Below are 21,379 nucleotides of genomic sequence, written 5' to 3' on the forward strand. Positions count from 1 at the left end.
CCCGTTTGGGGCTTGTGGCTGTCCTATCAGTGGATGATACCGGAGCGGTCTGGATTGCGGTATCGTCGAACCCATCGCTTGAACCCGTGGACACGAATGTGGTTGAAACTTCTCGGGAGCATAGGCCACCGGATGATGCGCGTGCGGATGCAGCGCTTCTGAAATGGGTTTTAGGCGCGACAGCCCTCATCAGCGGTATTGTCAACGTTCTCTCGCTGACCTCCCCTTTGTTCATGTTGCAGGTCTATGACCGGGTTTTGGCCAGCGGCAGCGTTCCCACGCTGGTCGGCCTTGCCGTTCTCGCCGCCGCCACGTTTACCGTTCAGTGCGCGCTTGAAATCATTCGCGCACGTGTTCTGCTGCGGGTTGGCGAACTCTTCGATAACAGAATGTCGGGTCGGGTGCATAATGCTGTCGTGCGGTCGCCATTGTTGTCGCGGCTGCCGGGAGATGGATTGCAGCCCTTGCGGGATATGGACAATATCAGGGGATTTCTGTCGGGGCAGGGGCCAACCGCATTTTTCGATCTGCCATGGATGCCGCTATATCTGTTCATCTGCTTTCTCTTTCATTTCTGGATCGGAATGACCGCCCTGATCGGCGCACTCGTTCTTGTTGCCGTCACGCTCATGACAAATGGTCTTTCGCGAAAGTCGGTGCGCGAGACGGTGGGGCACAACATGCGCCGCAATGCGCTCCTGGATGGAGCACGACGCAATGCGGAAGTGGTGCAGGCCATGGGCATGGGCTCGCGCGTTGCAGAGCGCTGGCGTGTTGCAAATAGCAACTACCTTACCGCCAACCGTGTGGCGGGCGATATTTCCAACGGGTTCGGCAGCGCATCTCGAACGCTGCGTGTCATGTTGCAATCCGCAATCCTGGGCGTGGGCGCCTATCTTGTCATTGGTCAGGAGGCCACCGGCGGTGTGATGATCGCCAGTTCCATCATGATGGGGCGGGCGCTGGCCCCGGTCGATCTGATCATCGCAAACTGGAAGCCGTTTCTCATGGCAAGGCAGAGCTGGAGCCGTTTGCGAGAATTGCTTGCGCGTGTGCCGCAGTCCTCGCAGCATACGGTCCTGCCAACACCTTCAAGAGAGCTAAGAACAGAGAATGTCACCATCGTGCCGCCGGGCCAAAAGATACCGACTGTCGCGGGTTTGAATTTTGTGGTGGAGGCTGGAAGTGCCCTAGGAATCATCGGCGCTTCCGGCTCTGGAAAATCGACGCTCGTCCGTGCGCTGGTCAATGCCTGGCCACCCAGTTTCGGCAAGGTTCGGATTGATGGCGCAAGCCTTGATCAGTGGGATCCAGAACTGCTTGGCCGCCATATCGGTTATCTGCCCCAGGGCGTGGAGCTATTCGATGGCACCATTGGCGAAAACATAGCCCGTTTTGAGAATGATCCCAATTCCAGTGCTGTCGTGGAGGCCGCCACGGCTGCTGGCGCGCATGCCCTCATTCTCCGTTTTGAAAAGGGCTACGAAACCCCGATTGGAGAGGGTGGTTCATCCCTGTCCGCAGGCCAGAGGCAGCGCATTGGTCTTGCGCGCGCGCTTTATCGACAACCGTTTCTGGTGGTTTTGGATGAGCCCAATGCCAATCTGGATGCGGAGGGAGAAGCTGCTGTCGTCAATGCCATTGCCGCAGTGCGTGCACGCGGCGGCATCGCAGTCGTCGTCGCGCACAGGCCAAGCGCCATCGGCGCGGTTGATCATGTGCTGGTCATGGACGGTGGTCGCCAGCAAATGTTCGGCCTGCGCGATGATGTTCTTTCGAAAGTGTTGAAAGACAGCGTCCCGGCGCGTGTTGCGCCCAAGGGTTTTCCTGTGGTGGCTTACGGCGCCAAACCACTGCGCGCCGCCGTGCATCAGCCCACAGCTGAAGGAGACGCTGGATCGAAGCCTGTCGACGTGAAGGAGCGCGATGATGCGTAACGCTGAACCTTTCAATGTCTCCCGTTCCATCTGGCGCCATATCATTGGTGGGGGTGTCGCGGGTGTTGTGCTGGTCGGAGGTGCCGGGGCCTGGGCTGCCGCCACCTCGCTCTCGGCAGCCGTGGTTGCTCAGGGCCATTTCGTCGTCGGCTCCCATGTAAAAACCGTGCAGCATCCGACCGGCGGAGTTGTTGGCGAAATCCTCGTTCAAGATGGCGACCATGTCAAAGCCGGTACGCTTCTCATGCGGCTCGATGCAACGCAGACCCGCGCCAATCTCGCAATTGTCACGAAACGTTTGGATGAGATGAGAGCACGAATGGCCCGGCTTCAGGCGGAACAGGATGACCGGGCTCAGCTTGTCTTTCCGGCGGACCTTCTGGCGCGCGGGGACAATCCGGATGTTGCTGCTGTCATCAGCAACGAAACACAGCTTTTCGAAGCGCGCAGGCAGTCGCGAAGTGTCAAGCGGGCACAGCTTCTGGAGCGGATCACGCAATTCGAGCACGAGATTGACGGGCTGAAGGCGCAAGAGTTGGCTTATGAAGAGGGACTGCGGGTCCTCACCACCGAAATCACAGCCCTGAGTTCACTCAAACAAAAGGGCATCGTTTCGGATCAGCGGCTCAACGGCCTGAAAACGCAGGCCGCGACATTTGGCGGGGAGCGGGGCGAAAAAATCGCGTTTCAGGCACAGGCGGCCGGACGCATTCTGGAGACAAGACTTCAGATCCTTCAGATCGATCAGGACCTGAAATCCGAAGTTGGACGGGAGCGCAGTGAGATACAGGCGCAGATGGGGGAGTATGTCGAACGCCGCATCTCGGCTGAAGACAGCCTCAAGCGGATTGATATTATCGCTCCGCAGTCGGGCATCGTCCACCAACTTGCCGTTCACACGGTGGGCGGTGTCATAAGCCCTGCACAGGCGATCATGTCGATTGTGCCGGATGATGATCTTCTTTCGCTCGAGGTGCAGATCGCTCCCAAAGATATCGACCAGGTCCGTCTTGGGCAGCAGGCCATGCTTCGCATGTCTGCTTTCAGCCAGAGAACCACTCCGCAACTTCAGGCACATGTAACGCGCATTGCCGCCGATCTTGATGCAGACGAGCGAACCGGAGCGCGTTACTATTTAGTGCATCTTTCGGTTGATGAAGCCGAAGCGCAAAAATTCACGGATTTGAGGATCGTTCCAGGCATGCCAGCTGAGGCAATGGTGAAAACACAGGACCGGACCGCGCTTTCCTACCTGGTGAAGCCGTTCGAAGATCAAATCATGATGGCGTTCAGAGAGGAGTAATGCCCGTGGATTTACAGGGGTTATGTGCAAAAATTGGCTAAAATTGTGAGAATTTAGCGGTAAAAAATCATACTTTTAAGTATAGCCAAATAAATTAAATTTAGTAAAATCTAAAATGACGCTATGTATTCATTAGGTTATTTAGCATTTCCGGTTTCTGTTAACTTCGTTGAAACAATAATAGTAATATAACCTGTCATCACTGACGCTTCATGACGAAGTAAGTCCTGTTCCGGAAGCACGATGTAACTCGCCTGCTTGTCAAAGAGCCGGGCAGATGTGTTGGCCGGTTTGCTCAAAGTAAATTCCGGGGTGTCATGTCTTTTCTCAAAAAAGCGAAAATCAGCACTAAGATTCTTTCATTTGTTATCATTGTTGCACTCACAGGTTTAATTGGCGTCGGTGTCGTCTCAATGAACTATAAGAGTGCCGATACGAACTATTCTGATTTCATCGCGAGAAACGTGATGGGCTCAATGGAACTGGTGCGTGCCAATACAGCGATTGTTTCTGTTGGTTATTCAGCGACACTCGGGCTTGTGTTGCTTGAGCAATCCGGTGATACGGAGAAACTGGAAAAAAGCTTTAAGTCTGATCTGGACCTCATCGTTACGCGCCTTGAAGAGGCAACGAAGCGGTTGCCGGAATTGGCGAGCGACATGGGCTCGCTCATTACCCGGGTCAAAACGATTGGCGAAACGGGCAACAAGGTATGGAGCAGCGCCAAGGCTGGTGATTTTAAAACTGCGCGCAAGCACCTGACGGAAGTTGGTCCGATGATCGCGCAATGGCGTGCGGATCTTCGTGCCGTCACCGACAGCAATCTAAAGCTCGTGGATGAGAAGAAAGTCGAGCTGGCAGCCCAGACGAATTCCACCATTCTCACATCTATTGTGACGCTGGGTGTCTTCTTTTTGATGGCGATTTTCGGCGCACTCTTTGTGTCTGCACGCGGCATCACAAAGCCAATCGAGCAGTTGCGTGAGCGCATGGTTTCGCTGGCCGCAGGTGAGACTAAGGAGGAAGTGGCAGGGCTCGATCGTGGTGACGAAATTGGCCACATGGCGCGCGCCGTCGCTGTCTTCCGCACGAGCGCCGTGGAGCGTCAGCGCCTGGAAGATGAAACCGAGGCCAACCGTAGCCGCTCTGAAAAAGAACGGATTGCTCACGAACAGCAAAAGGCAAAGGAAGCCGCAGACACCAGCTTCGCAGTCGAAAATCTGGCAGCGGCTCTTGCGCGTCTTTCGGATGGTGATGTTGCCTATCGCATCAATCAGCCCTTTGCCGAGCATCTTGATGTGGTGCGCTCCAATTTCAACGCATCCGCTGTAAAACTCCAGTCCGCTTTGACACGCGTGGCAGACAACGCTCGTGCTATCGATGCCGGTGCCAATGAGATCCGCGCAGCCGCTGACGATCTGGCGAAACGCACCGAGCAACAGGCTGCATCCGTAGAAGAAACTGCGGCTGCACTCGAACAGATCACCACGACCGTCCATGACTCGACCAAACGTGCGCAGGAGGCCGGCCATCTGGTTGCCAACGCCCGCAGCGGTGCAGAGCAATCTGGCGTCGTCGTGCGCAAGGCTGTAGTTGCCATGGAGCAGATCGAGAAGTCTTCCTCGGAAATCTCCAATATTATCAGCGTGATCGATGAAATTGCCTTCCAGACCAACCTTCTTGCCCTCAACGCCGGTGTTGAAGCTGCGCGTGCTGGTGAAGCGGGCAAGGGCTTTGCGGTTGTTGCGCAGGAAGTTCGCGAACTTGCTCAGCGTTCCGCAAATGCCGCGAAGGACATCAAGGCGCTGATCAACACATCGAACACTCAGGTTCAGCAGGGTGTGCAACTGGTTGGTGAAACTGGCCGGGCGTTGGAAAACATCGTCTCTGAAGTGCAGGAAATCAACCGTCACGTGGTGGCGATTGTCGATGCCGCTCAGGAACAGTCATCTGGACTGGCGCAAATCAATGGCGCGGTAAACCAGATGGACCAGGATACGCAGAAAAATGCGGCAATGGTAGAAGAGCAGACAGCTGCCAGCCACGGCCTGGCCCGTGAAGCTGCTTCGCTGAATGATCTGCTTGGCCAGTTCAAACTGCAAGGTGGCAGCACGGAAGCTCCGGTGCGCATGGTGACGCAGACTGAACGTCCGGTTCAGTCTCCAGCCCGCGCTCTGAGCCGCAAGGTTGCGACTGCCTTCAACGGCAATGCTGCCGTCAAGTCCGAGTGGGAAGAGTTCTAAGCAACTCTTACCCCTTATCGAGACATAAAATCCGCCCGCGCTTGTGACGGGCGGGTTTCGTTTGGATTGCGGTCACAGCACGCCCCATGCGCGGAAGCGCCCACGGCCGGTCATTTCTCGTAATTCCAGCTGGTTGGCGAGGCCAACGGCACCCTGTGGTGTCGTTCCAAGCGCCTTGACGATCATTGACGTGGAGACAACGGGACGTGAGAGCACTAGAGCGATCAGCTCCGGCAGACGCGAATTGGAGCGCCGCCCCACGAGCTTACGCTCAATGCGGTTCTTGGCCTGCAACAGTCGATCATGTTCCTTCAGCCCCAGCGTCGCGGCTTCATAAATGGCATCCAGAAAGGCGATCAAGCGGTCCGGCGCGGTCCTTGCGTTTCGACGCTCTCTGGATATCGCACGCAGACCAACACTCGTCGTGACGAGATGCGCTTGTGTCAGCGCCTCTTCCCGCAGCAGGGCGGATGCGAGCTGCCGTCCAAGCCATGGGCTGCGCTGCAAGACTTCTAGCCTCTGCCATGCGTCCAGCGCTATGGCCGCTCGCAGAGTGGCTGGCAAGCCGATGCTACCCTGGAGCACGGTGCGCCATTCATTCAGTCTGTCCGTCTCGTTCCAGTCAGGATCGCGGGTGAGCGAAGAGGCCAGGGCTTGAGGTGGTGTCTTCTTGTCTTTCGTTATGGTGTCGAGGGTTGCCGAGCTTCGTGCGATCAGCCGGTCGATGGTAGACATTTCATCGTTGAGGGCACTGTCGTCTGGATCGTCATTTTCAACGTCCAAGATATCCGCTGGCACGACATCCCGCGCGATTGTCGCGTTGTGTTCAAGCTCTTCACCGCGCAGCCGGGAAAGGCCGGTGGGACTCAGCGCCCAGATGGGTTCATGACTAAACATTCGTCTGCGCGCGCGCAAAATACGGCTGGCGATGACGACCTCATGGGTTGGCGCACGGATATCCATATGGGCGTCATGGAGAACAAGGTCTTCGATGTGAACGAGCTCGCCGTCGACCCAGAGAGATGACACGGTCTCATGGAAATCCTGTCTTTCCAGAAAACCTTCCCGGAAAGGCGACTGGGAAACGCGTTCATCCAGCCGCGCCACCGCCTCCGTTGCGCGGGCCACAGGTAACATCAGCAGGGAAAGTGGCAGTCGGTCCACATCGTAAAGCATGAATTTTGATAGGTGACGCGAGAAATGAAAGCAATTTGTCCTTTGGCTTTCATATGGTTTTACCCGGTTTTCAGTTCCCCGGCAGAACAATCTTTGCTTCAAAACCGTCACTGCGCCCGGTTGCGGGAGACAGGAGGTGGAGCGATCCATTCATTTGCTGCACCAGATGGTGGACGATGGCCAGCCCAAGGCCAGACCCGCTGGCCTGCGTTGCACCGCGTGTGAACCGCGTCGTCAGCTTCGGCAACAGCGCCTTGTCTATGGTGGCACAATGGTTGACAACGCTGAGTGAATTATCGTTGCCGATGGAGATGTCCACCGGGGTGCCTGCCGGGCTGTGAACCAGCGCGTTTTCGACTAGATTGCGAACCACGATGCCAAAGGCGTCTGGATTGATCATGCCGTGAAGTTGTCCATCGCTCTTTAGGTGAAACTGAAGGCGTTTGGCCCCTGTCTCCGAGCGCGCCATGTCCTCAAGAACCAGTTCGACGATCTGTGCAAGATCGGTCTCTGTGCCCGATGTGCCGATGCCTGCTTCAGCCCGTGACATTTGCAGCAACTTTTCCGCCAGTTGGGCCAGATGCGAGAGCGAACGTTCGATCTGGTCGACACGCGGTTTAAATTCACCCGGAATATCGGCCTGCAATCGTTGTGCCTGTGCAAGTGCGCCAGCAATGGGAGTTCGAAGTTCGTGGGCGCTGTTGGACGCGAAAGCGCGCTCAGATTCCAGCGCGGCCCGCAACCGCTCCAGCAACAGATTGACCGAGCGTGCGATGGGATGCAGTTCGGCAGGCAAATGCGCATCACCGACAGGCACCATGTTGCCGCTATCCTTGCTGCTGATCTCATCCCGCAAGGTTTGGACAGGAGACAGCGTTCGCCGGACAACGAGAATGACAGCAATCATGCTTGCGGGAATAAGGAGAAGCATAGGCAGGATGAGAGCAGTCCCGGCCTCCATGATGGCTTCGCGGCGATTGGCGAATGCATCTGCCATTTGCAGATAGAGCCCGCCATCAGAAGTCACGACCGTATAGATGCGTTGCGTTGCCGTGTCCGCAAAGCCGGGAGAGAGAGGCACGTCGAAAGGCTCGGCCGGACTGTCGTGGGAGTGAAGAAGAACCTCGCCCTCGCGGTCGCGTACCTGATAGGTGAGATATTCCTCACCCCCGGCCGGTTGAACCAACCGGCGTTCCGCCTCCGGACTGCGTTCATTGAGATCGTCGGCGATCAGCGGCAGAAGTCTGTCTGCTGTTTCCTGCACGCCACTATCGAAAATTTCGGCAAACTCGTCCTGCATCACCATGATGCCGAGCGACGATGCGATGAGCCAGGACAAGACGACCACGCTCGTCAGCGCCGTCACCAGGCGGCGTGTCATGCTGTCGCTGCGTTTCATACGTTTATCTGATTGTGTAACCGAGGCCACGCACCGTCTCCACCCTGTCGGCACCTATTTTCTTGCGCAATCTGCTGACATAAACTTCAACCGTATTGCTCTCTATTTCCGCCCCGAATTCATAAAGCGTCTCATGCAGTTGCGCCTTGGAAACAACGGCTCCGGGGTGCTCGACCAGTTTTTCCAGCACGGCCCATTCCCGCGCGCTCAGCGTCATCGCGGTGCCGTTGACGGCGATGTTGCGCGCGACCTGATTGATTTCGATGCCGGGCAGTTTGACCACAGGCGCTGAACGGCCTTCATAGCGGCGCGATACGGCGAGCATGCGCGCGGTCAACTCCCCGAGATTGAAGGGTTTGACGAGATAGTCATCGGCCCCGGCATTCAAGCCTTCAATACGGTCGGACACCTGATCATGGGCAGTGAGAATGATCACTGGTGTGGGATCGTTGCGTTTGCGCAATGCTCGTAGAATTGAAAGACCTTCTCCATCCGGCAATCGCAGGTCAAGAAGGATGAGGCCATAGTCGACTGTCTCCGTTGCCGCACTGGAATCTCCAACGGTCTTGAACCAGTCCACCGCATGGCCTGCAGCTGCTACGTGGTCGCGGAGCGCTTCACCCAGAACATGGTCATCTTCGACAAGCAGAACACGCAAGCATACCTCGCTTTCAGGTCTGAATATTTCAGGCCGTGAATATTGGGTATGCCGCGCATTTTGTTCCGTCAAGCGCGCTATCGTCACGCGCTGGGCCGGTGCCTGCATCCACTGAACACATCCAGTGACGGATCGTAAACCGTGGTGGATATGTTCATCATGCCAAGAATGCTGTGAAAGAAGTCGTCATGAGAGCGCCCGCCCGCTTGCGCTTCTTTCATCATGCAGCTGGCATCCAGCCCCATGGACTTTGCAAAATCATCATCGAACCACACGATGAACGGGACGTGGGTCTGTTCCGATGGCGCTAGCAAGTAGGGCGCGCCATGGAGGTAGATGCCGTTCTCGCCGAGCGATTCTCCATGATCGGAGGCGTAGATCATGCCTGTTGCAAGCTTGTCCGACCGCGCCTTGAGCTTGTCGATAACACTTGCCAGAAAATGGTCTGTGTAGAGGATTGTGTTGTCGTAAGCGTTGACGATCTCGGTGTCCTTGCAGTCCGGCAATTCGGCGGTCTGGCAATCGGGTGTGAACTTTTTAAACTCGTCGGTGTAGCGCAGGTGATAGGTCGGGCCATGGCTTCCCAACTGGTGGAGTACGATGACACTGTCTTTGGTCACACCATCGAGCCAGCTGTCCAGGCGATCAAGAAAGATGTCGTCGCGGCATTCGCCCGTTGTGCAGAACTTTGGATCGAGTGCGGCGGTAAGATCGAAATAGGGCACCCGGTCCGCCACGTTCTTGCTTCCGGTATTGTTGTCCCACCAGCGCGCATCAACACCGGCATGGACCAGAACATCGAGCACATTCTCGTTTGAAAGTGCCTTGCTATGGCTGTATTCGGAGCGCGTAAAGCGAGAGAACATGCAGGGTATCGAGATTGCGGTCGCCGTGCCGCAGCTTACGGTGTTCGGGAAGTAGACAACGTTGCGCTTCTTGAGTTCGGGGTTCGTCTCCCGGGCATATCCGTTAAGCGAAAAGTTGACTGCACGGGCGGTTTCACCCGCGACAATAACTGTGATGCGAGGCTTGGTCACGCCGCCCAGTGCTGGCATGACCTTGGCGTCCAGTCCCGTCGGAGAAACGGTGAGTTTCGCTTCCTGATCGGCTTGTGAGAGATAACGCACTGTCGAAGAGATGGGCGTCACTGGATTAAGGCTTTTAAGGATATCCTTGTGCTGGCGAACTGCCGTCGTGAATGTCTTGGAATTTGCCGCAGCAACCGAAAAGACGACCGCAAGACAGCCGATGATGCTGATCGTATTCCACAGCACCTTACCGAAAAAAGGCCGGTGGTCGATCTTCACAAACGCTAGAAGAGCGATGGGGATGCCCGCAAAAATCGCGATGTGGAGCGCAAAGGCAGGCGTTAGCAGGTTGCCAGCTTCCGCCTGGGTGGTCTCGAAAGCATTGCGCACCATGTCGGTGTCGATGACGGCACCGAACCGGTCCATAAACCACGAAGACACGACGGCAATGGCGATCAACGCCGCGAAGATAGGTTTGGTCAGATATTTGACCGACATGAAGATAAAGATCGCCGAAAACGCGGCGCTCATCGCGATGTAAAGACCAAAGATAGCAATGGGATAGGCTGAGAGGTACGTATTCACCTTGGCCCAGAACGTATGGTTGGCCACAAACAGCAGATAAAGCGAAGTCGCAATACTCAGCGTTACGCTGCCGATGACTGGCCGCCGGATGCTACGTCCGCTTTTGAGTGTCTGGTATGATAGTGCCATAGGTTTGACTTTCCGCTGCTTGTGCATTCACTGCTGCGGATGTGTCATGTACCTGACATGAAGCTGAACGTTGCCAGAGGGAGCCTTTATGGAAGGCAAATGCTCATCTGATGAGCGTTTTAACGATTGTTAAAATCTACCCTTTAAAACGTGCCGTATTTCTTTGTTTTCATATCTGTACATTCAAACTTACGTGATCTCCCCGGACGCGCCGTTCTGCTGTCGCCGGATGGTGCCCGTTCTCGCGCTAGGAATGGAATTCAGATGGCTTCGCTGCTCTTTTCGAAAACGCTGATTTCGATGTCGCTCCTGTTTCCTCTTGTCGCCTATGCAAGCGAGGACCTGCCGAGCCGAGACCAGATTGCGTTGATGGCGCAGATCAAGAAAAGCGATATGGCCGGGGTGGCCCGAAAGACCAGGGATGTGGATGCTCGTCCTGCGTCTCCGGGGGAAATCGTGATCACCTATATCAAGGGGCAGGGGGTGGAAACGCGCTCCCGGCCTGCCGAAAAGGGCGACTGGGTGGTGCGCAATCGCTGCGAGGAAACCGGCAACGAGGAAATTCTGGTGAAGGCGCGCAATTTCTCGGACCGTTATGGTGAGCCGCTTTCGGAAGCCGACGCCTTAGGATATCGCGCTTTCAGGCCCAAGGGCAAAAATATGAGCTACTTCATCGTGAGTGATGAGATCGGGCCGTTCAATTTCAGAGCGCCTTGGAACGAGGTCATGATCGCCTTACCTGGCGACGCCATCGTGCAGGTCGAGGCTGATGAAAGCGATACATATCGCGTGGCGGCAGAAGCCTTTCGCTGCACCTACGAAATCGTCAATCCGCCCAGAATGATCATTGATGCGGCGATGCGGTGATCAGGCCAGAAACTCTATAAGTCGTCTCTCATCGGCTTTCAGCCCGGCGATGGGTTTCAGTTCGCTACCCAATATCTTCTCAAGGCGCTTCACGGATTTTTCCTCCGTTGCAAGATCCAGCACGTCAGGGTGAACGTAGCTTTTGCGGCAAACGGCGGGCGTGTTGGAAAGTTCTTCGGATGCAGCCACGCACATTCCCTTGATTGTGGGTCGTTCCGCGCTGTTCAGCGCGCGCGTTGCGTGCCCGAAGGCCGCAAGCGTGCCGCCCCAGGTTCTGAAAGTCTTGGCGGATATTCCTTCACCCGCGCTTTGGGAGATATAGGCATTCAGCGCGCTGGAATCGACAGGGTGAACAAGGCCGCTCTCATCCTGCCAGACAAAGAGTTGCCTGCCGGGAAGGTCTGCGATGTTCTCGAGAATCCGCTGGAGCCGAGGGTGTTTAAGCTTGCGCTGGACGCGCTGACCACCCTTTGCGGCAAATCGCAGCTCAATCGTTTCACCGAACGAAACATGCTTCTTCAAAAGGGTCGTCGCGCCGTAGGTCCCGTTGGTTTCGAGATAGGTCTTGTTGCCAACACGTAAATGCGCGGCATCGAGCAGCAGCACAAGCGCGGCAAGTGTTGCCTCGGGCCCGTAGCCATTTGTCGAAAGATCAGCAGTCGCGCGTCTGCGGATGGCAGGCAGAGCTTCTCCGAATGTCTTGAGCTGATAGAACTTATTCTCGCCCCGCAACGCGTGCCAGTCTGGATGATAGCGGTACTGTTTGCGGCCTCTCACATCAAAGCCAGTCGCCTGAAGATGCCCTGATGGGTCTATGCAGATCCAGACGCGCTCATAGGCGGGCGGCACGCCGAGCGATTTCAACCGTGTCAGTTCAATTCTGTCAGACAAAAGGCCGCCATCTGGGAGCCTGTAGGAGAAGCCTTTGCCGCGACGCTCGCGGGTGATACCGGGCTGCTGATCGGTGACATAGGTCAGCCCAACTTTTTTCAGAATGCGAATTGGAAGCTGGTTCATGTGTTTTTATTGCTCCTCACCTTTGAGAGCAATAATGCGCCCGATTGGCATCCGTTCCCGCTAAGGGGAAGCAAGATGAGAGCGGTTTGGGTCCGCTCTCATGTTTTATTCGCTAAGGTCAGGCGCCCGGTGCGAGTTTCAGAATTTGCGACTTCCCGCCGCCGCGCTGCTCGGTCACAGCATAGACAGCGCCATCGTCACCAATCTTCACGTCACGGATCCGCGCTTCCAGCGGAAACCGGCCTTCCGAGACGACCTTGTCATTGTCCATCTTCAGGACAACAAGTCCCTGGCTGACAAGCCCACCGATGATGAGCGCGCCCTTCCATTCAGGAATAGCGTCGGAGTTGTAGGCGGCCATGCCGGAAGGGCCTATCACTGGGTCCCAATAATAGGTCGGCTGTTCCATGCCTTCGTTAGCCGTCAGGCCTTCGCCAACTGCACCGCCGCTATACTCCATGCCGTAGGTTATGACAGGCCAGCCATAGTTGAGACCAGCTTTTGGCAAGTTCAGCTCATCGCCACCCTTGGGACCATGTTCCACGGTCCATAGACGCCCCTGCCCATCAACCACTGCGGACTGGACGTTGCGGTGACCGTAGCTCCAGATCTCAGGCAGCGCATCTTTCTGATTTGCAAACGGGTTGCCGTCGAAAGCCTTGCCGTCCTTGTCGATGCGAAAAACCTTGCCCAACCCACTGCCAAGATCCTGAGCCTGTACGCGAGGCTCCTTGTCGGAGCGCTCTCCAACCGTGACGTAAAGCTCACCCTTTGGCCCGAAGGCGAGGCGGGATCCGAAATGCTTGTCGCCATCATAGGTCGGCGTCTGGCGGAAAATGACCTTCGTGTCTTCAAGAACGGCGTTGCCGCCGCTTTCTATAAGTTTTGTAGAGGCTACTGACGTGCCGTTGCCGCCATCCCGGGGCTCGGAAAAGGAGAAGTAGATCATTTTGGAGGTGTCGAAATCAGGAGAAAGCGCGATATCCAGCAGGCCACCCTGACCGTCTGAAGCCACTTCCGGAAGACCTTCAAGCGCTTTTCCAGCCTTGCCGTCGGCCACGATGTGCATCGCTCCATCTTTGGCAGCAACGAGCATGCGACCATCCGGCAGTATTTCCATCGACCACAAATGCGGGAGATTATCAGCAACCACCGTTTTGACGAGCGACGGCATTTTTTCAGGCTGCGCTGCGCGCGTCTGGCCCTCGAATGCGGGTTTCTGGTCAGGCGCGTTTGCCGGTTTCGTTTCCGCTGGGGCAGGCGTTTGAGCATGGGCGGTCTGTGCCAGGGGTGCTGCGAGGCACATTGAAAGAATGGTTGATGTCAGCAGGTGTTGAGCGCGCGTCATTGGTCTCCCTTCCGTTAGCTTTGCTTGAACCAAACATGTGGGGAGATTTTTCGTTCAACCCATGGGTTTCAATAAAACTTGATTCCAATGTGTAAATAATAGGGTGCTTATATATGGCGGGTGAAAAGTAGTAAGGAACATCAAGCCTTTCAGCGAGTTAAGCCGTGTCGCAAATCTTGGGAGGCCCGCATGCAAGTTCTTGATAACAGGGAAATCGAATCTACGGAGATCAAGCCGATCCTGAGCGTCGAGGATTTTTGCCGCCGCTACCGGCTGGATGAAAGTGAAGAATCACGCTTGCGCACACTATTCGGCGACTTTGCGTCCCGTCACGAACTGCTGATGAATGCTCAACGCAAGCCAAACTTTCGATGATACGCGTCAGGCGGGATCACCGCCCAAAATCATAAAGACGTCATAACGTGTCGTTTTACCGAGAAGCTGATGCGAAGGTTTTCTGATGCCTGGCATCGGCTCTGCGCGTGCTGGCCATTTGAGAACGACGCGTCTCTTCGCGTGGGCTAGCGCAATTTCCATCAGTTCTGTTTGATCAGGGTCGGCCCCGACCAATTCCCGCAGAACACGCATTTCCTTTTTGACCAAGGCCGTATTCTGCCGGGGAGGGTGCATGGGATCAATCACGATCACCTCCGGTGAGAGCGTAGGGATCACCACGCGTGAATCGCCGTGAAGCAGCGTCATTCTCGAGACGATCTCCCGATAAATGCCTCCTTCTGCATCGGCGCGAGCGATCGCATCCTTGAGCAATGCGTGCATATCGGGCGACCGCTCAATCAAGGTCACTTCTGCCCCTAAAGATGCCAGCAAGAACGCATCTCGGCCGAGACCCGCCGTTGCATCCACGATTGCGGGCGTTTTGCCGTTCTTCAAACCGGCGGCCTTTGCCAGCGCCTGCCCACGGCCTTCACCAGACCGCAAGCGGTGGCCGACGGCGCCGCCCACGAAATCGATGATGAAACTGTCTTCGCGATCTTTGTTTGTCATTGGCATCTCAAAACGGGCAAGGCACGGTAAAGCTTACATCACGTCCATCGGGGTGGCAGAAACTGATGCTTTGCGCATGCAGCAGCAATCGATCAGACGCCGCAAGCGCATCTGCCTGTGCGTAAAATTCATCACCCAGAATGGGGTGGCCAATGGCTTTCAGGTGGACACGCAATTGATGCGTTCTGCCCGTCAACGGGTGAAGCTGCAGCCGCGTTGCCGGTAAAGAAAGACGCTCAAGCAACTTCCAATCCGTCTGGGCCTGCTTGCCGCTCTCATGATCAACGCGGTGCTTTGGCTTGTTGTCGGGGTCAATGGCGAGCGGCAGATCGATATGCCCCGTTTCGCCATCAACATGCCCCCACACGATAGCAATATAGGTCTTTGTCGTTGCCCGATTTTCGAACTGCGAGGCCACGCTCGCATGGGCACGGCGGTTGAGGGACATCAGGACAATGCCGGAGGTGTCTTTGTCCAACCGGTTTATCATCAATGCCTTCGGAAACTGCTTTTGAACCCTTGTCGCGAGGCTATCGGAAAGCGCGGGATCGCGGCCAGGAACCGACAGCAGCCCGCTGGGCTTGTCCAGAACGAGCAGGTCGTCATCCTGATGAAGGATGGAAACATACGGCTCCATCGGGGGATTGTAGATCGGGTTCGCAAGCTCAGATATCATGCTGCCTCATAGCATGGATTTGACCATTGGCCAGCGGTGGCTACCGCTCACGGAAGCGGAATGGTAACACGCCCGCTGGTGAGGTCCATCACCATTCTCGCAACATCCTCTGCACTGGAAACCGGTATGGATAGGCTTAATTTCGCGCCATGATCGGTAAAGGTTTCCGCCGTAATCGTCAGGTGAGAAACGGCTGTGAGCCTCGATTTGACCAGAGCAAGATCAGAGAAAATGCAGTCAATTTCTGTCGATAGCGTCGGGATGACCGGCGTCTTCTCGCCGTTTCGCAGACATGTCGCAGCCGTGCCGCCATAGGCCCGCATCAACCCGCCGCTGCCCAAAAGAATGCCGCCGAACCATCGGGTGACCACTACCGCGATGCAATCGAGTGATTGCCCGTCTATTGCCTGCAAAATGGGTTTGCCGGCTGTCCCGGAGGGTTCGCCATCATCGCTGAAGCGGTAGACCTGCCCAACCCGCCATGCCCAGCAATTGTGGGTCGCTGAGGCATCGGAGTTCTGCTCGATAAAATGTCTAGCAGCATCTTCATCCGCAATCGGGCTTGCGAAAGCGATGAAGCGACTTTTCTTGATCTCTTGCGAGAAGGTTTCAGGGCGATTGAGCGTGAACATATCAGGTCAATAGCGCATGTACCGGCACTGGCAAATCGGTATAAGGCGTATGGAATTCAAATGCGTTGGAAATTGTATGATGCACGGCAAGCAAGTGACAATCGTCGGAGGTGGGCCTGCCGGCCTTATGGCGGCGGAGGTATTATCTGCAGCCGGAGTTGGCGTGACTGTTTATGAAGCCATGCCGACCGTCGCCCGCAAGTTTCTTATGGCTGGTAAATCTGGTTTGAACATTACCCATGCCGAGGCATATGACGCTTTCACCACCCGGTTTGGGAGTGCGCAGGGCAGGCTTCAAGCAGCATTGGATGATTTTACGCCCGAGATGCTGCGCGCATGGGCGCTTTCTCTTGGACAGGAAACCTTCATCGGCACATCCGGGCACGTGTTTCCTGTCTCCATGAAAGCCTCGCCGCTTTTGCGAGCCTGGCTGCAGCGGCTGGAAGCGCAGGGCGTGGAAATCAAGACGCGGCATCGTTGGACGGGTTTTGAAGGCGACGCGCTGGCATTTGAAACGCCGACAGGCCCCATCACGGTCAAAAGCGGCGCGGTCCTGCTTGCTCTTGGCGGGGCCAGCTGGCCGAAGCTGGGGTCTAACGCCGCATGGGTGCCGTGGCTTCGGGAAAAGGGCGTTGTCATCAACGATTTTCAACCTGCTAATTGCGGTTTCGATACGCTCTGGAGCGATCATTTCCGGGAACGTTTCGCAGGCTTGCCCGTAAAGTCGGTGGCCGTCACGTCGCAAGCCGGGCGGATCGAGGGTGAATTTGTAGTAACGCGGCATGGCGTCGAAGGCAGTCTGATCTACGCTCACGCGGCGGCGGTGCGCGATGGTTTCCAAGGTGGTGAAAAGCCAGTTTTGCTGGTTGATCTGACACCGGGACGAACCGAGCAGCGTCTTGCGAAAGACCTTGAACGGCACCCCCGCAAGGACAGCCTTTCCAACAGACTGCGAAAGGCTGTTGGGCTTTCTCCGGTCAAAATCGCATTGCTGCGGGAGCAAAGATCTAATCTCGGCATAATCTCTGCGCAAGAGCTGGCGGGCTTGATCAAGGCCCTGCCGATCACACTCGAATCACCACGCCCGATCGCCGAGGCAATTTCGAGCGCGGGTGGAATCGACTGGGGTGAAATCGACCCATGTTCGATGCTGACGAAAGTACCTGGAATATTTGCAGCCGGGGAGATGCTGGACTGGGAAGCGCCAACTGGCGGATATCTCCTAACTGCTTGTTTTGCTTCGGGCAAATTTGCCGCCAAGGGAGTTTTGGACGCGCTTGTGCGGGCAGGATAACCATATAGTGTGATCTGTATTGCGTACTTTAGAAAAAAACGCTTGATAAGTGACTTCGGATCAAGTGGTAAGATCAGTCAATGTGCTTCTTTGACTGAAGCTGCGATGTACGGAAGTTTGCGCTCCCATTGGTGACATGAATGACTGATTTTTCTGGACTGGGCCAATGGCCTATCGGCGGCGGCGAGGCTGGCGCGCTTGTGCGCGCATTTGATTGGTCCAAGACGTCGCTTGGCCCGATATCGTCATGGCCCGCCAACCTCCGCCACAAGGTGAATTCCGTCGTCAATTCACCGATCCCACAAGTGCTAATGTGGGGCAAAGACCACGTCATGATTTACAATGACGGCTATATCGAGATCGCCGGGAGCTATCATCCCAGAGCGCTCGGCGGTACTGTGCCGGATATATGGCCCGAAATTTGGGACTGGAATAGCGCTATTCTCGAAGCCGGCTTTCGCGGTGCCGTTCAGTCATTCCGCGACCAGACGCTGGTTTTGAAGCGCAACGGACTGCCAGAAGATGTCGTCTTCGACCTGTTCTACACGCCTATCCACAATGATGCTGGTACGGTTGATGGCGTTCTGTGCACAGTGCTTGAAAACACCGACAAGGTGAAAGCCATTTCTGATCTTGCCGCCAGTCGGGAAGAGCTCAGCAGGCTTACCGATGCCCTCCCTATTCTTGTCGGCTTCATTGACAGGGATCATGTCTACAGGTTCGCCAATCAGGGTTATCTGAACTGGTTCAATTGGCGCCCGGAGGACGTTCTGGGCCAAAAGGCTGTTGACGTCGTTGGAGAGGCTTTTTATCAGGCCCGCCTGCCGTTCATCAATCGTGCAATGGCAGGAGAGACCGTCATCCATGATGCCGATATTCGGCGTCCGGACGGCACACTGTGTGCGGTCGAGATACGCCATGTTCCCCGCTACACGGCAAAAGGCGATGTTGATGGTTGTTATGTGCTGATCATCGACATCGACGCTCGTAAACGCGTCGAGACCGAGCTTCAGATCAGCAACAACAGGTTCAGGGCGGCAGTCAATGCGGTCCACGGTGTCTTGTGGACGAACAGCCCTGACGGCAAGATGCTTGGCGTCCAGAGCGGCTGGGCTGGACTGACAGGCCAGACACTTGACGAGTATCAGGACTATGGCTGGGCAAATGCCGTGCACCCTGACGATCAGGAAGGCTCGATCCGCAGTTGGAACGAAGCTGTTGCGGCTAAATCCACCTATCTCTGGGAACACCGGGTCCGCCGACATGACGGCGTTTATCGCACTTTCACCATCAGGGCCGTGCCCATTCTGGATGACAATGCTACGCTCATCGAATGGGTCGGCGTGCATACAGACATTACGGATCAGCGCGCGGCAGAGTTGGCGCTGCAGGAGCATTCTGCCAATCTCGAGCGGGAGATCCGTCACCGCCAGCGTGCGGAAGACCAGCTTCGCCAATTGAATGAAAGCCTTGAAGCCCGCGTCGCAACCGAGATTGCCGAGCGCCAGCATGCGGAACGTGCGCTTCAACAGGCGCAAAAGATGGAGTCCATCGGTCAGTTGACGGGTGGCGTCGCCCATGACTTCAACAATCTGTTGCAGGTTGTCGCGGGCAATCTCCAGCTTCTCGCAAAGGATGTTGCGGGCAATGAGCGTGCAGAGCGGCGCGTGGGCAACGCGCTGGCGGGTGTTAGCCGTGGCGCGAAGCTTGCCAGCCAATTGCTTGCCTTTGGACGCCGTCAGGCGCTGGAGCCGAGAGTCATCAATATTGGGCGGTTTGTCGCCGGTATGGATGATCTTTTGCGCCGTTCCATTGGTGAAGCTGTTGAAGTCGAGGTGATTACGGCTGGCGGTTTGTGGAACACTTTCGCCGATCCTGCGCAGGTCGAGAATGCGTTGCTGAATCTCGCCATCAATGCCCGCGATGCCATGGAGGGATCGGGAAAGCTCACCATCGAGGTCGGCAATGCGTCCCTCGATCTGGACTATGCACGAACCCATGCCGAGGTTGAGCCTGGGCAATATGTCATGCTGGCGGTCACCGATACGGGCTCTGGCATGGCGCCAGAGATTGTCGACAAGGTGTTCGAGCCGTTTTTCTCGACCAAGCCCGAGGGCAAAGGCACCGGCCTTGGCCTTTCGATGGTCTACGGATTCGTCAAGCAGTCCGGTGGCCATGTCAAGATTTACAGCGAGATAGGGCAGGGAACGACCGTAAAGGTCTATCTTCCGCGCTCTCTTGCAGATGAAGATCGCGAAGTCATTGTGCAGGACGGGCCTGTGGTTGGCGGCAGCGAGACAGTTCTGGTAGTCGAGGACGATGACGAGGTCAGGAGCATCGTTGTCGAAACGCTGACGGATCTCGGCTATCGGGTGTTGACGGCCAGGGATGCGCAGGCGGGTCTGACGGTTGCCGAAAGTGGCGTACCGATCGACGTCATCTTCACCGATGTGGTGATGCCGGGGCCGTTGAAGAGCAGCGAAATGGCACGGCGTGCCAAAGAGCGCTTGCCGCACCTCGCGATCCTCTTCACCTCGGGTTATACCGAGAACTCGATCGTTCACGGCGGCAAGCTGGATGCGGGCGTGGAGCTTTTGTCCAAGCCTTATACGCGAGACGCCCTTGCCAGACGTCTGCGGCACGTTATTGCCAATCAGAAGCAGAGAATTGAAGCCGGTAAGGATAGGACCATCGTGCCTGATGTCAGAGTAACGGAGCCTAAGACGCCAGCGATGCGTATCCTCCTTGTAGAGGATGATGAACTCATCCGCATGAACACCAGTGATATCCTGATGGAAAGCGGCCATACCGTCATCGAGGCGGCGAACGCGACACAGGCCATCGATCTTACCGAGCGAGAAGAGTTTGATGTGCTTATGACCGATGTCGGCCTGCCGGATATGAGCGGCGGCGATCTATGTGTTGCCATCAAGCAGCGCCGCCCGTCTGTCGGAGTTGTGTTTGCTACAGGCGACAACTTCTTGCCTGATAATGCCCCTGCAGGCTCAGTTCTGCTCTGCAAGCCTTATAATGAGAGCGACGTGCGGGATGCCATCATCAAGGCGATGGGTGGATAAGGTCTTTGCTGCGTCAGTAACCGCGGGTCATATCCACGGTTGCTGGCAACTGGCCTGTTTCCCGCCACCGACGGATATTGGTCGCCACGATTTTCGCCGCAGTCTTGCGATTTGTGGGCGCAGAAATATGGGGCAGAACAGTCACGTTCGGGTGGTTCCAGAAGGCTGAAGTCTGGTCCAGAGGTTCGGTTTCGAAAACATCCAGAACCGCGTGCGATAGGTGTCCGTCGTCCAGCGCCTTGATGAGATCATCGCCAATGATGACGGCTCCGCGTGCGAAATTGATGATGGATGCGCCGTGTTTCATCTGTCTGATGCGGCGTTCATTCAGCAGCCCGCGTGTTTCGACCGTCAAGGGAACAAGGCAGACGAGAATATCGCTGCGCTCCAGAAGTTCTGACAAACCGTCTTCGCCAGAAAGGGCTTCCACGCCGTCCAACGTCTTGGCCGAACGGCTCCAGCCGATGGTTTCAAACCCTGCGTCACGCAGGCGTTCGCTGGCAGCGACGCCGAGAGCGCCGAGGCCCAGAATGCCGACAGTCACATCGCTTGGATGACGATATTCGATCTCCTGCCAAAGCGCGCGTTTTTGGTTGTCCCGGTAGGCAGGCATGTCGCGGTGTACGTAATAGGTCCAGGCCAGGACAGCTTCCGCCATGACGCGTGACAATTCCGGGTCAGTCAGGCGCACAATGGGTGGCGCAAGAGTGCCAAGCTCCGATACCAGACGCTCGACGCCGGCCCACAGGCTATTAATCCATTTGAGCCCGGTCAGCTTCGCAATATCGGCAGGGTCCGGGTTGGCTACGATGGCGATTTGCGCCTGCGCCCGTTGCTCATCATTCATGGATTGAAATGGTAGGATGACCTCGGCAGGAAGAGCTTGCGAAAGCATGGCAACCCACCCTTCTGCATCGGCGTCGGTCGAGCGGGAGACGAAAGCAATGGGAGACGCCATGGGTAAGATGATCCTGCGCTGATATGATGCGAACACATCAATGCGGA

17 protein-coding genes are annotated in these 21,379 nt (G+C 56.2%); 7 read left to right on the forward strand and 10 right to left on the reverse strand.

Features of this window, described 5'->3' with window-relative positions; genetic code table 11:
- Window positions 1–98 precede the first annotated feature (98 nt).
- The 3 genes from RQI55_RS12965 to RQI55_RS12975 all read left to right on the forward strand — a co-directional run bounded on the left by RQI55_RS12965 (window position 99) and on the right by RQI55_RS12975 (window position 5,483).
- The gene (locus RQI55_RS12965; protein WP_409233726.1) at window positions 99–1,937 is read left to right on the forward strand and encodes a type I secretion system permease/ATPase; all 1,839 of its coding nucleotides are present in this window, start codon (window positions 99–101) and stop codon (window positions 1,935–1,937) included.
- Window positions 1,930–3,240 carry an HlyD family type I secretion periplasmic adaptor subunit gene (locus RQI55_RS12970; RefSeq protein WP_311272750.1) on the forward strand — a complete coding sequence of 437 codons (1,311 nt, stop codon included), beginning with the start codon at window positions 1,930–1,932 and terminating at the stop codon, window positions 3,238–3,240. The genes RQI55_RS12965 and RQI55_RS12970 overlap by 8 nt, the downstream gene beginning before the upstream one ends.
- 317 nt (window positions 3,241–3,557) lie before the next feature.
- Entirely contained in the window at window positions 3,558–5,483 is a 1,926-nt protein-coding gene (locus RQI55_RS12975; RefSeq protein ID WP_311272751.1) for a HAMP domain-containing methyl-accepting chemotaxis protein, read from the forward strand.
- Between the two features lie 72 nt (window positions 5,484–5,555).
- Here the strand turns inward: RQI55_RS12975 and RQI55_RS12980 are convergent, their stop codons facing one another.
- From RQI55_RS12980 to RQI55_RS12995, 4 genes are all read right to left on the reverse strand, one after another.
- Window positions 5,556–6,659 carry an RHE_PE00001 family protein gene (locus RQI55_RS12980; RefSeq protein WP_311272752.1) on the reverse strand — a complete coding sequence of 368 codons (1,104 nt, stop codon included), beginning with the start codon at window positions 6,657–6,659 and terminating at the stop codon, window positions 5,556–5,558.
- A 70-nt stretch (window positions 6,660–6,729) separates the two neighbouring features.
- Complete coding sequence (locus RQI55_RS12985) at window positions 6,730–8,058, reverse strand: HAMP domain-containing sensor histidine kinase (RefSeq protein ID WP_192064689.1); 1,329 nt, start codon at window positions 8,056–8,058, stop codon at window positions 6,730–6,732.
- A 4-nt stretch (window positions 8,059–8,062) separates the two neighbouring features.
- On the reverse strand, window positions 8,063–8,716 hold the full coding sequence (locus RQI55_RS12990) for a response regulator transcription factor (protein WP_311272753.1): 654 nt from the start codon (window positions 8,714–8,716) through the stop codon (window positions 8,063–8,065).
- Window positions 8,717–8,799: 83 nt separating this feature from the next.
- On the reverse strand, window positions 8,800–10,458 hold the full coding sequence (locus tag RQI55_RS12995; RefSeq protein WP_311272754.1) for a phosphoethanolamine--lipid A transferase: 1,659 nt from the start codon (window positions 10,456–10,458) through the stop codon (window positions 8,800–8,802).
- Window positions 10,459–10,722: 264 nt separating this feature from the next.
- Here RQI55_RS12995 and RQI55_RS13000 point away from each other — a divergent pair, with 264 nt between their 5' ends.
- Window positions 10,723–11,325 carry a hypothetical protein gene (locus RQI55_RS13000; RefSeq protein WP_243257319.1) on the forward strand — a complete coding sequence of 201 codons (603 nt, stop codon included), beginning with the start codon at window positions 10,723–10,725 and terminating at the stop codon, window positions 11,323–11,325.
- On the opposite strand, the gene RQI55_RS13005 is transcribed toward RQI55_RS13000, so the two are convergent.
- Window positions 11,326–12,342, reverse strand: coding sequence for a DNA topoisomerase IB (locus RQI55_RS13005; RefSeq protein WP_311272755.1), 1,017 nt, complete (start codon window positions 12,340–12,342; stop codon window positions 11,326–11,328).
- Window positions 12,343–12,460: 118 nt separating this feature from the next.
- The gene (locus RQI55_RS13010) at window positions 12,461–13,690 is read right to left on the reverse strand and encodes a PQQ-dependent sugar dehydrogenase (protein ID WP_311272756.1); all 1,230 of its coding nucleotides are present in this window, start codon (window positions 13,688–13,690) and stop codon (window positions 12,461–12,463) included.
- A 189-nt stretch (window positions 13,691–13,879) separates the two neighbouring features.
- Between RQI55_RS13010 and RQI55_RS13015 the strand changes: the two genes are divergently transcribed.
- Window positions 13,880–14,065 (forward strand): hypothetical protein, encoded by a 186-nt coding sequence (locus RQI55_RS13015; protein ID WP_042616506.1) that lies wholly within the window; start codon window positions 13,880–13,882, stop codon window positions 14,063–14,065.
- A gap of 6 nt (window positions 14,066–14,071) precedes the next feature.
- Here RQI55_RS13015 and RQI55_RS13020 read toward each other — a convergent pair whose 3' ends face one another.
- The 3 genes from RQI55_RS13020 to RQI55_RS13030 are packed head-to-tail and all read right to left on the reverse strand — an operon-like array spanning window position 14,072 to window position 16,003.
- A complete protein-coding gene (locus RQI55_RS13020) occupies window positions 14,072–14,695 on the reverse strand; it encodes a class I SAM-dependent methyltransferase (protein ID WP_311272757.1) in 624 nt (207 codons plus the stop codon).
- Between the two features lie 7 nt (window positions 14,696–14,702).
- The gene (locus RQI55_RS13025; protein WP_311272758.1) at window positions 14,703–15,371 is read right to left on the reverse strand and encodes a pseudouridine synthase; all 669 of its coding nucleotides are present in this window, start codon (window positions 15,369–15,371) and stop codon (window positions 14,703–14,705) included.
- A gap of 47 nt (window positions 15,372–15,418) precedes the next feature.
- Window positions 15,419–16,003, reverse strand: a complete 585-nt coding sequence (locus tag RQI55_RS13030; protein ID WP_311272759.1) for a YigZ family protein — start codon at window positions 16,001–16,003, stop codon at window positions 15,419–15,421.
- Between the two features lie 79 nt (window positions 16,004–16,082).
- On the opposite strand from RQI55_RS13030, the gene RQI55_RS13035 reads away from it, so the two are divergent.
- Both RQI55_RS13035 and RQI55_RS13040 read left to right on the forward strand, forming a co-directional pair.
- Complete coding sequence (locus RQI55_RS13035) at window positions 16,083–17,297, forward strand: TIGR03862 family flavoprotein (protein WP_311272907.1); 1,215 nt, start codon at window positions 16,083–16,085, stop codon at window positions 17,295–17,297.
- A gap of 140 nt (window positions 17,298–17,437) precedes the next feature.
- Window positions 17,438–20,374, forward strand: coding sequence for a PAS domain-containing protein (locus RQI55_RS13040; protein WP_311272760.1), 2,937 nt, complete (start codon window positions 17,438–17,440; stop codon window positions 20,372–20,374).
- A gap of 13 nt (window positions 20,375–20,387) precedes the next feature.
- On the opposite strand, the gene RQI55_RS13045 is transcribed toward RQI55_RS13040, so the two are convergent.
- Window positions 20,388–21,332 (reverse strand): glyoxylate/hydroxypyruvate reductase A, encoded by a 945-nt coding sequence (locus RQI55_RS13045; protein ID WP_311272761.1) that lies wholly within the window; start codon window positions 21,330–21,332, stop codon window positions 20,388–20,390.
- Between the last annotated feature and the right edge of the window lie 47 nt (window positions 21,333–21,379).

This window comes from Rhizobium sp. WCS2018Hpa-16, assembly GCF_031843705.1.
Lineage (GTDB): Bacteria > Pseudomonadota > Alphaproteobacteria > Rhizobiales > Rhizobiaceae > Agrobacterium > Agrobacterium tumefaciens_C.

Bases quoted from the DNA above. Each gene is read 5' to 3' on its own strand.
- RQI55_RS12970 (WP_311272750.1), top strand. From the start codon at position 1,930: ATGCGTAACGCTGAACCTTTCAATGTCTCCCGTTCCATCTGGCGCCAT.
- RQI55_RS12975 (WP_311272751.1), top strand. From the start codon at position 3,558: ATGTCTTTTCTCAAAAAAGCGAAAATCAGCACTAAGATTCTTTCATTT.
- RQI55_RS12980 (WP_311272752.1), bottom strand. From the start codon at position 6,659: ATGCTTTACGATGTGGACCGACTGCCACTTTCCCTGCTGATGTTACCT.
- RQI55_RS12985 (WP_192064689.1), bottom strand. From the start codon at position 8,058: ATGAAACGCAGCGACAGCATGACACGCCGCCTGGTGACGGCGCTGACG.
- RQI55_RS12995 (WP_311272754.1), bottom strand. From the start codon at position 10,458: ATGGCACTATCATACCAGACACTCAAAAGCGGACGTAGCATCCGGCGG.
- RQI55_RS13000 (WP_243257319.1), top strand. From the start codon at position 10,723: ATGGCTTCGCTGCTCTTTTCGAAAACGCTGATTTCGATGTCGCTCCTG.
- RQI55_RS13005 (WP_311272755.1), bottom strand. From the start codon at position 12,342: ATGAACCAGCTTCCAATTCGCATTCTGAAAAAAGTTGGGCTGACCTAT.
- RQI55_RS13010 (WP_311272756.1), bottom strand. From the start codon at position 13,690: ATGACGCGCGCTCAACACCTGCTGACATCAACCATTCTTTCAATGTGC.
- RQI55_RS13015 (WP_042616506.1), top strand. From the start codon at position 13,880: ATGCAAGTTCTTGATAACAGGGAAATCGAATCTACGGAGATCAAGCCG.
- RQI55_RS13020 (WP_311272757.1), bottom strand. From the start codon at position 14,695: ATGACAAACAAAGATCGCGAAGACAGTTTCATCATCGATTTCGTGGGC.
- RQI55_RS13025 (WP_311272758.1), bottom strand. From the start codon at position 15,371: ATGATATCTGAGCTTGCGAACCCGATCTACAATCCCCCGATGGAGCCG.
- RQI55_RS13030 (WP_311272759.1), bottom strand. From the start codon at position 16,003: ATGTTCACGCTCAATCGCCCTGAAACCTTCTCGCAAGAGATCAAGAAA.
- RQI55_RS13035 (WP_311272907.1), top strand. From the start codon at position 16,083: ATGCACGGCAAGCAAGTGACAATCGTCGGAGGTGGGCCTGCCGGCCTT.
- RQI55_RS13040 (WP_311272760.1), top strand. From the start codon at position 17,438: ATGACTGATTTTTCTGGACTGGGCCAATGGCCTATCGGCGGCGGCGAG.
- RQI55_RS13045 (WP_311272761.1), bottom strand. From the start codon at position 21,332: ATGGCGTCTCCCATTGCTTTCGTCTCCCGCTCGACCGACGCCGATGCA.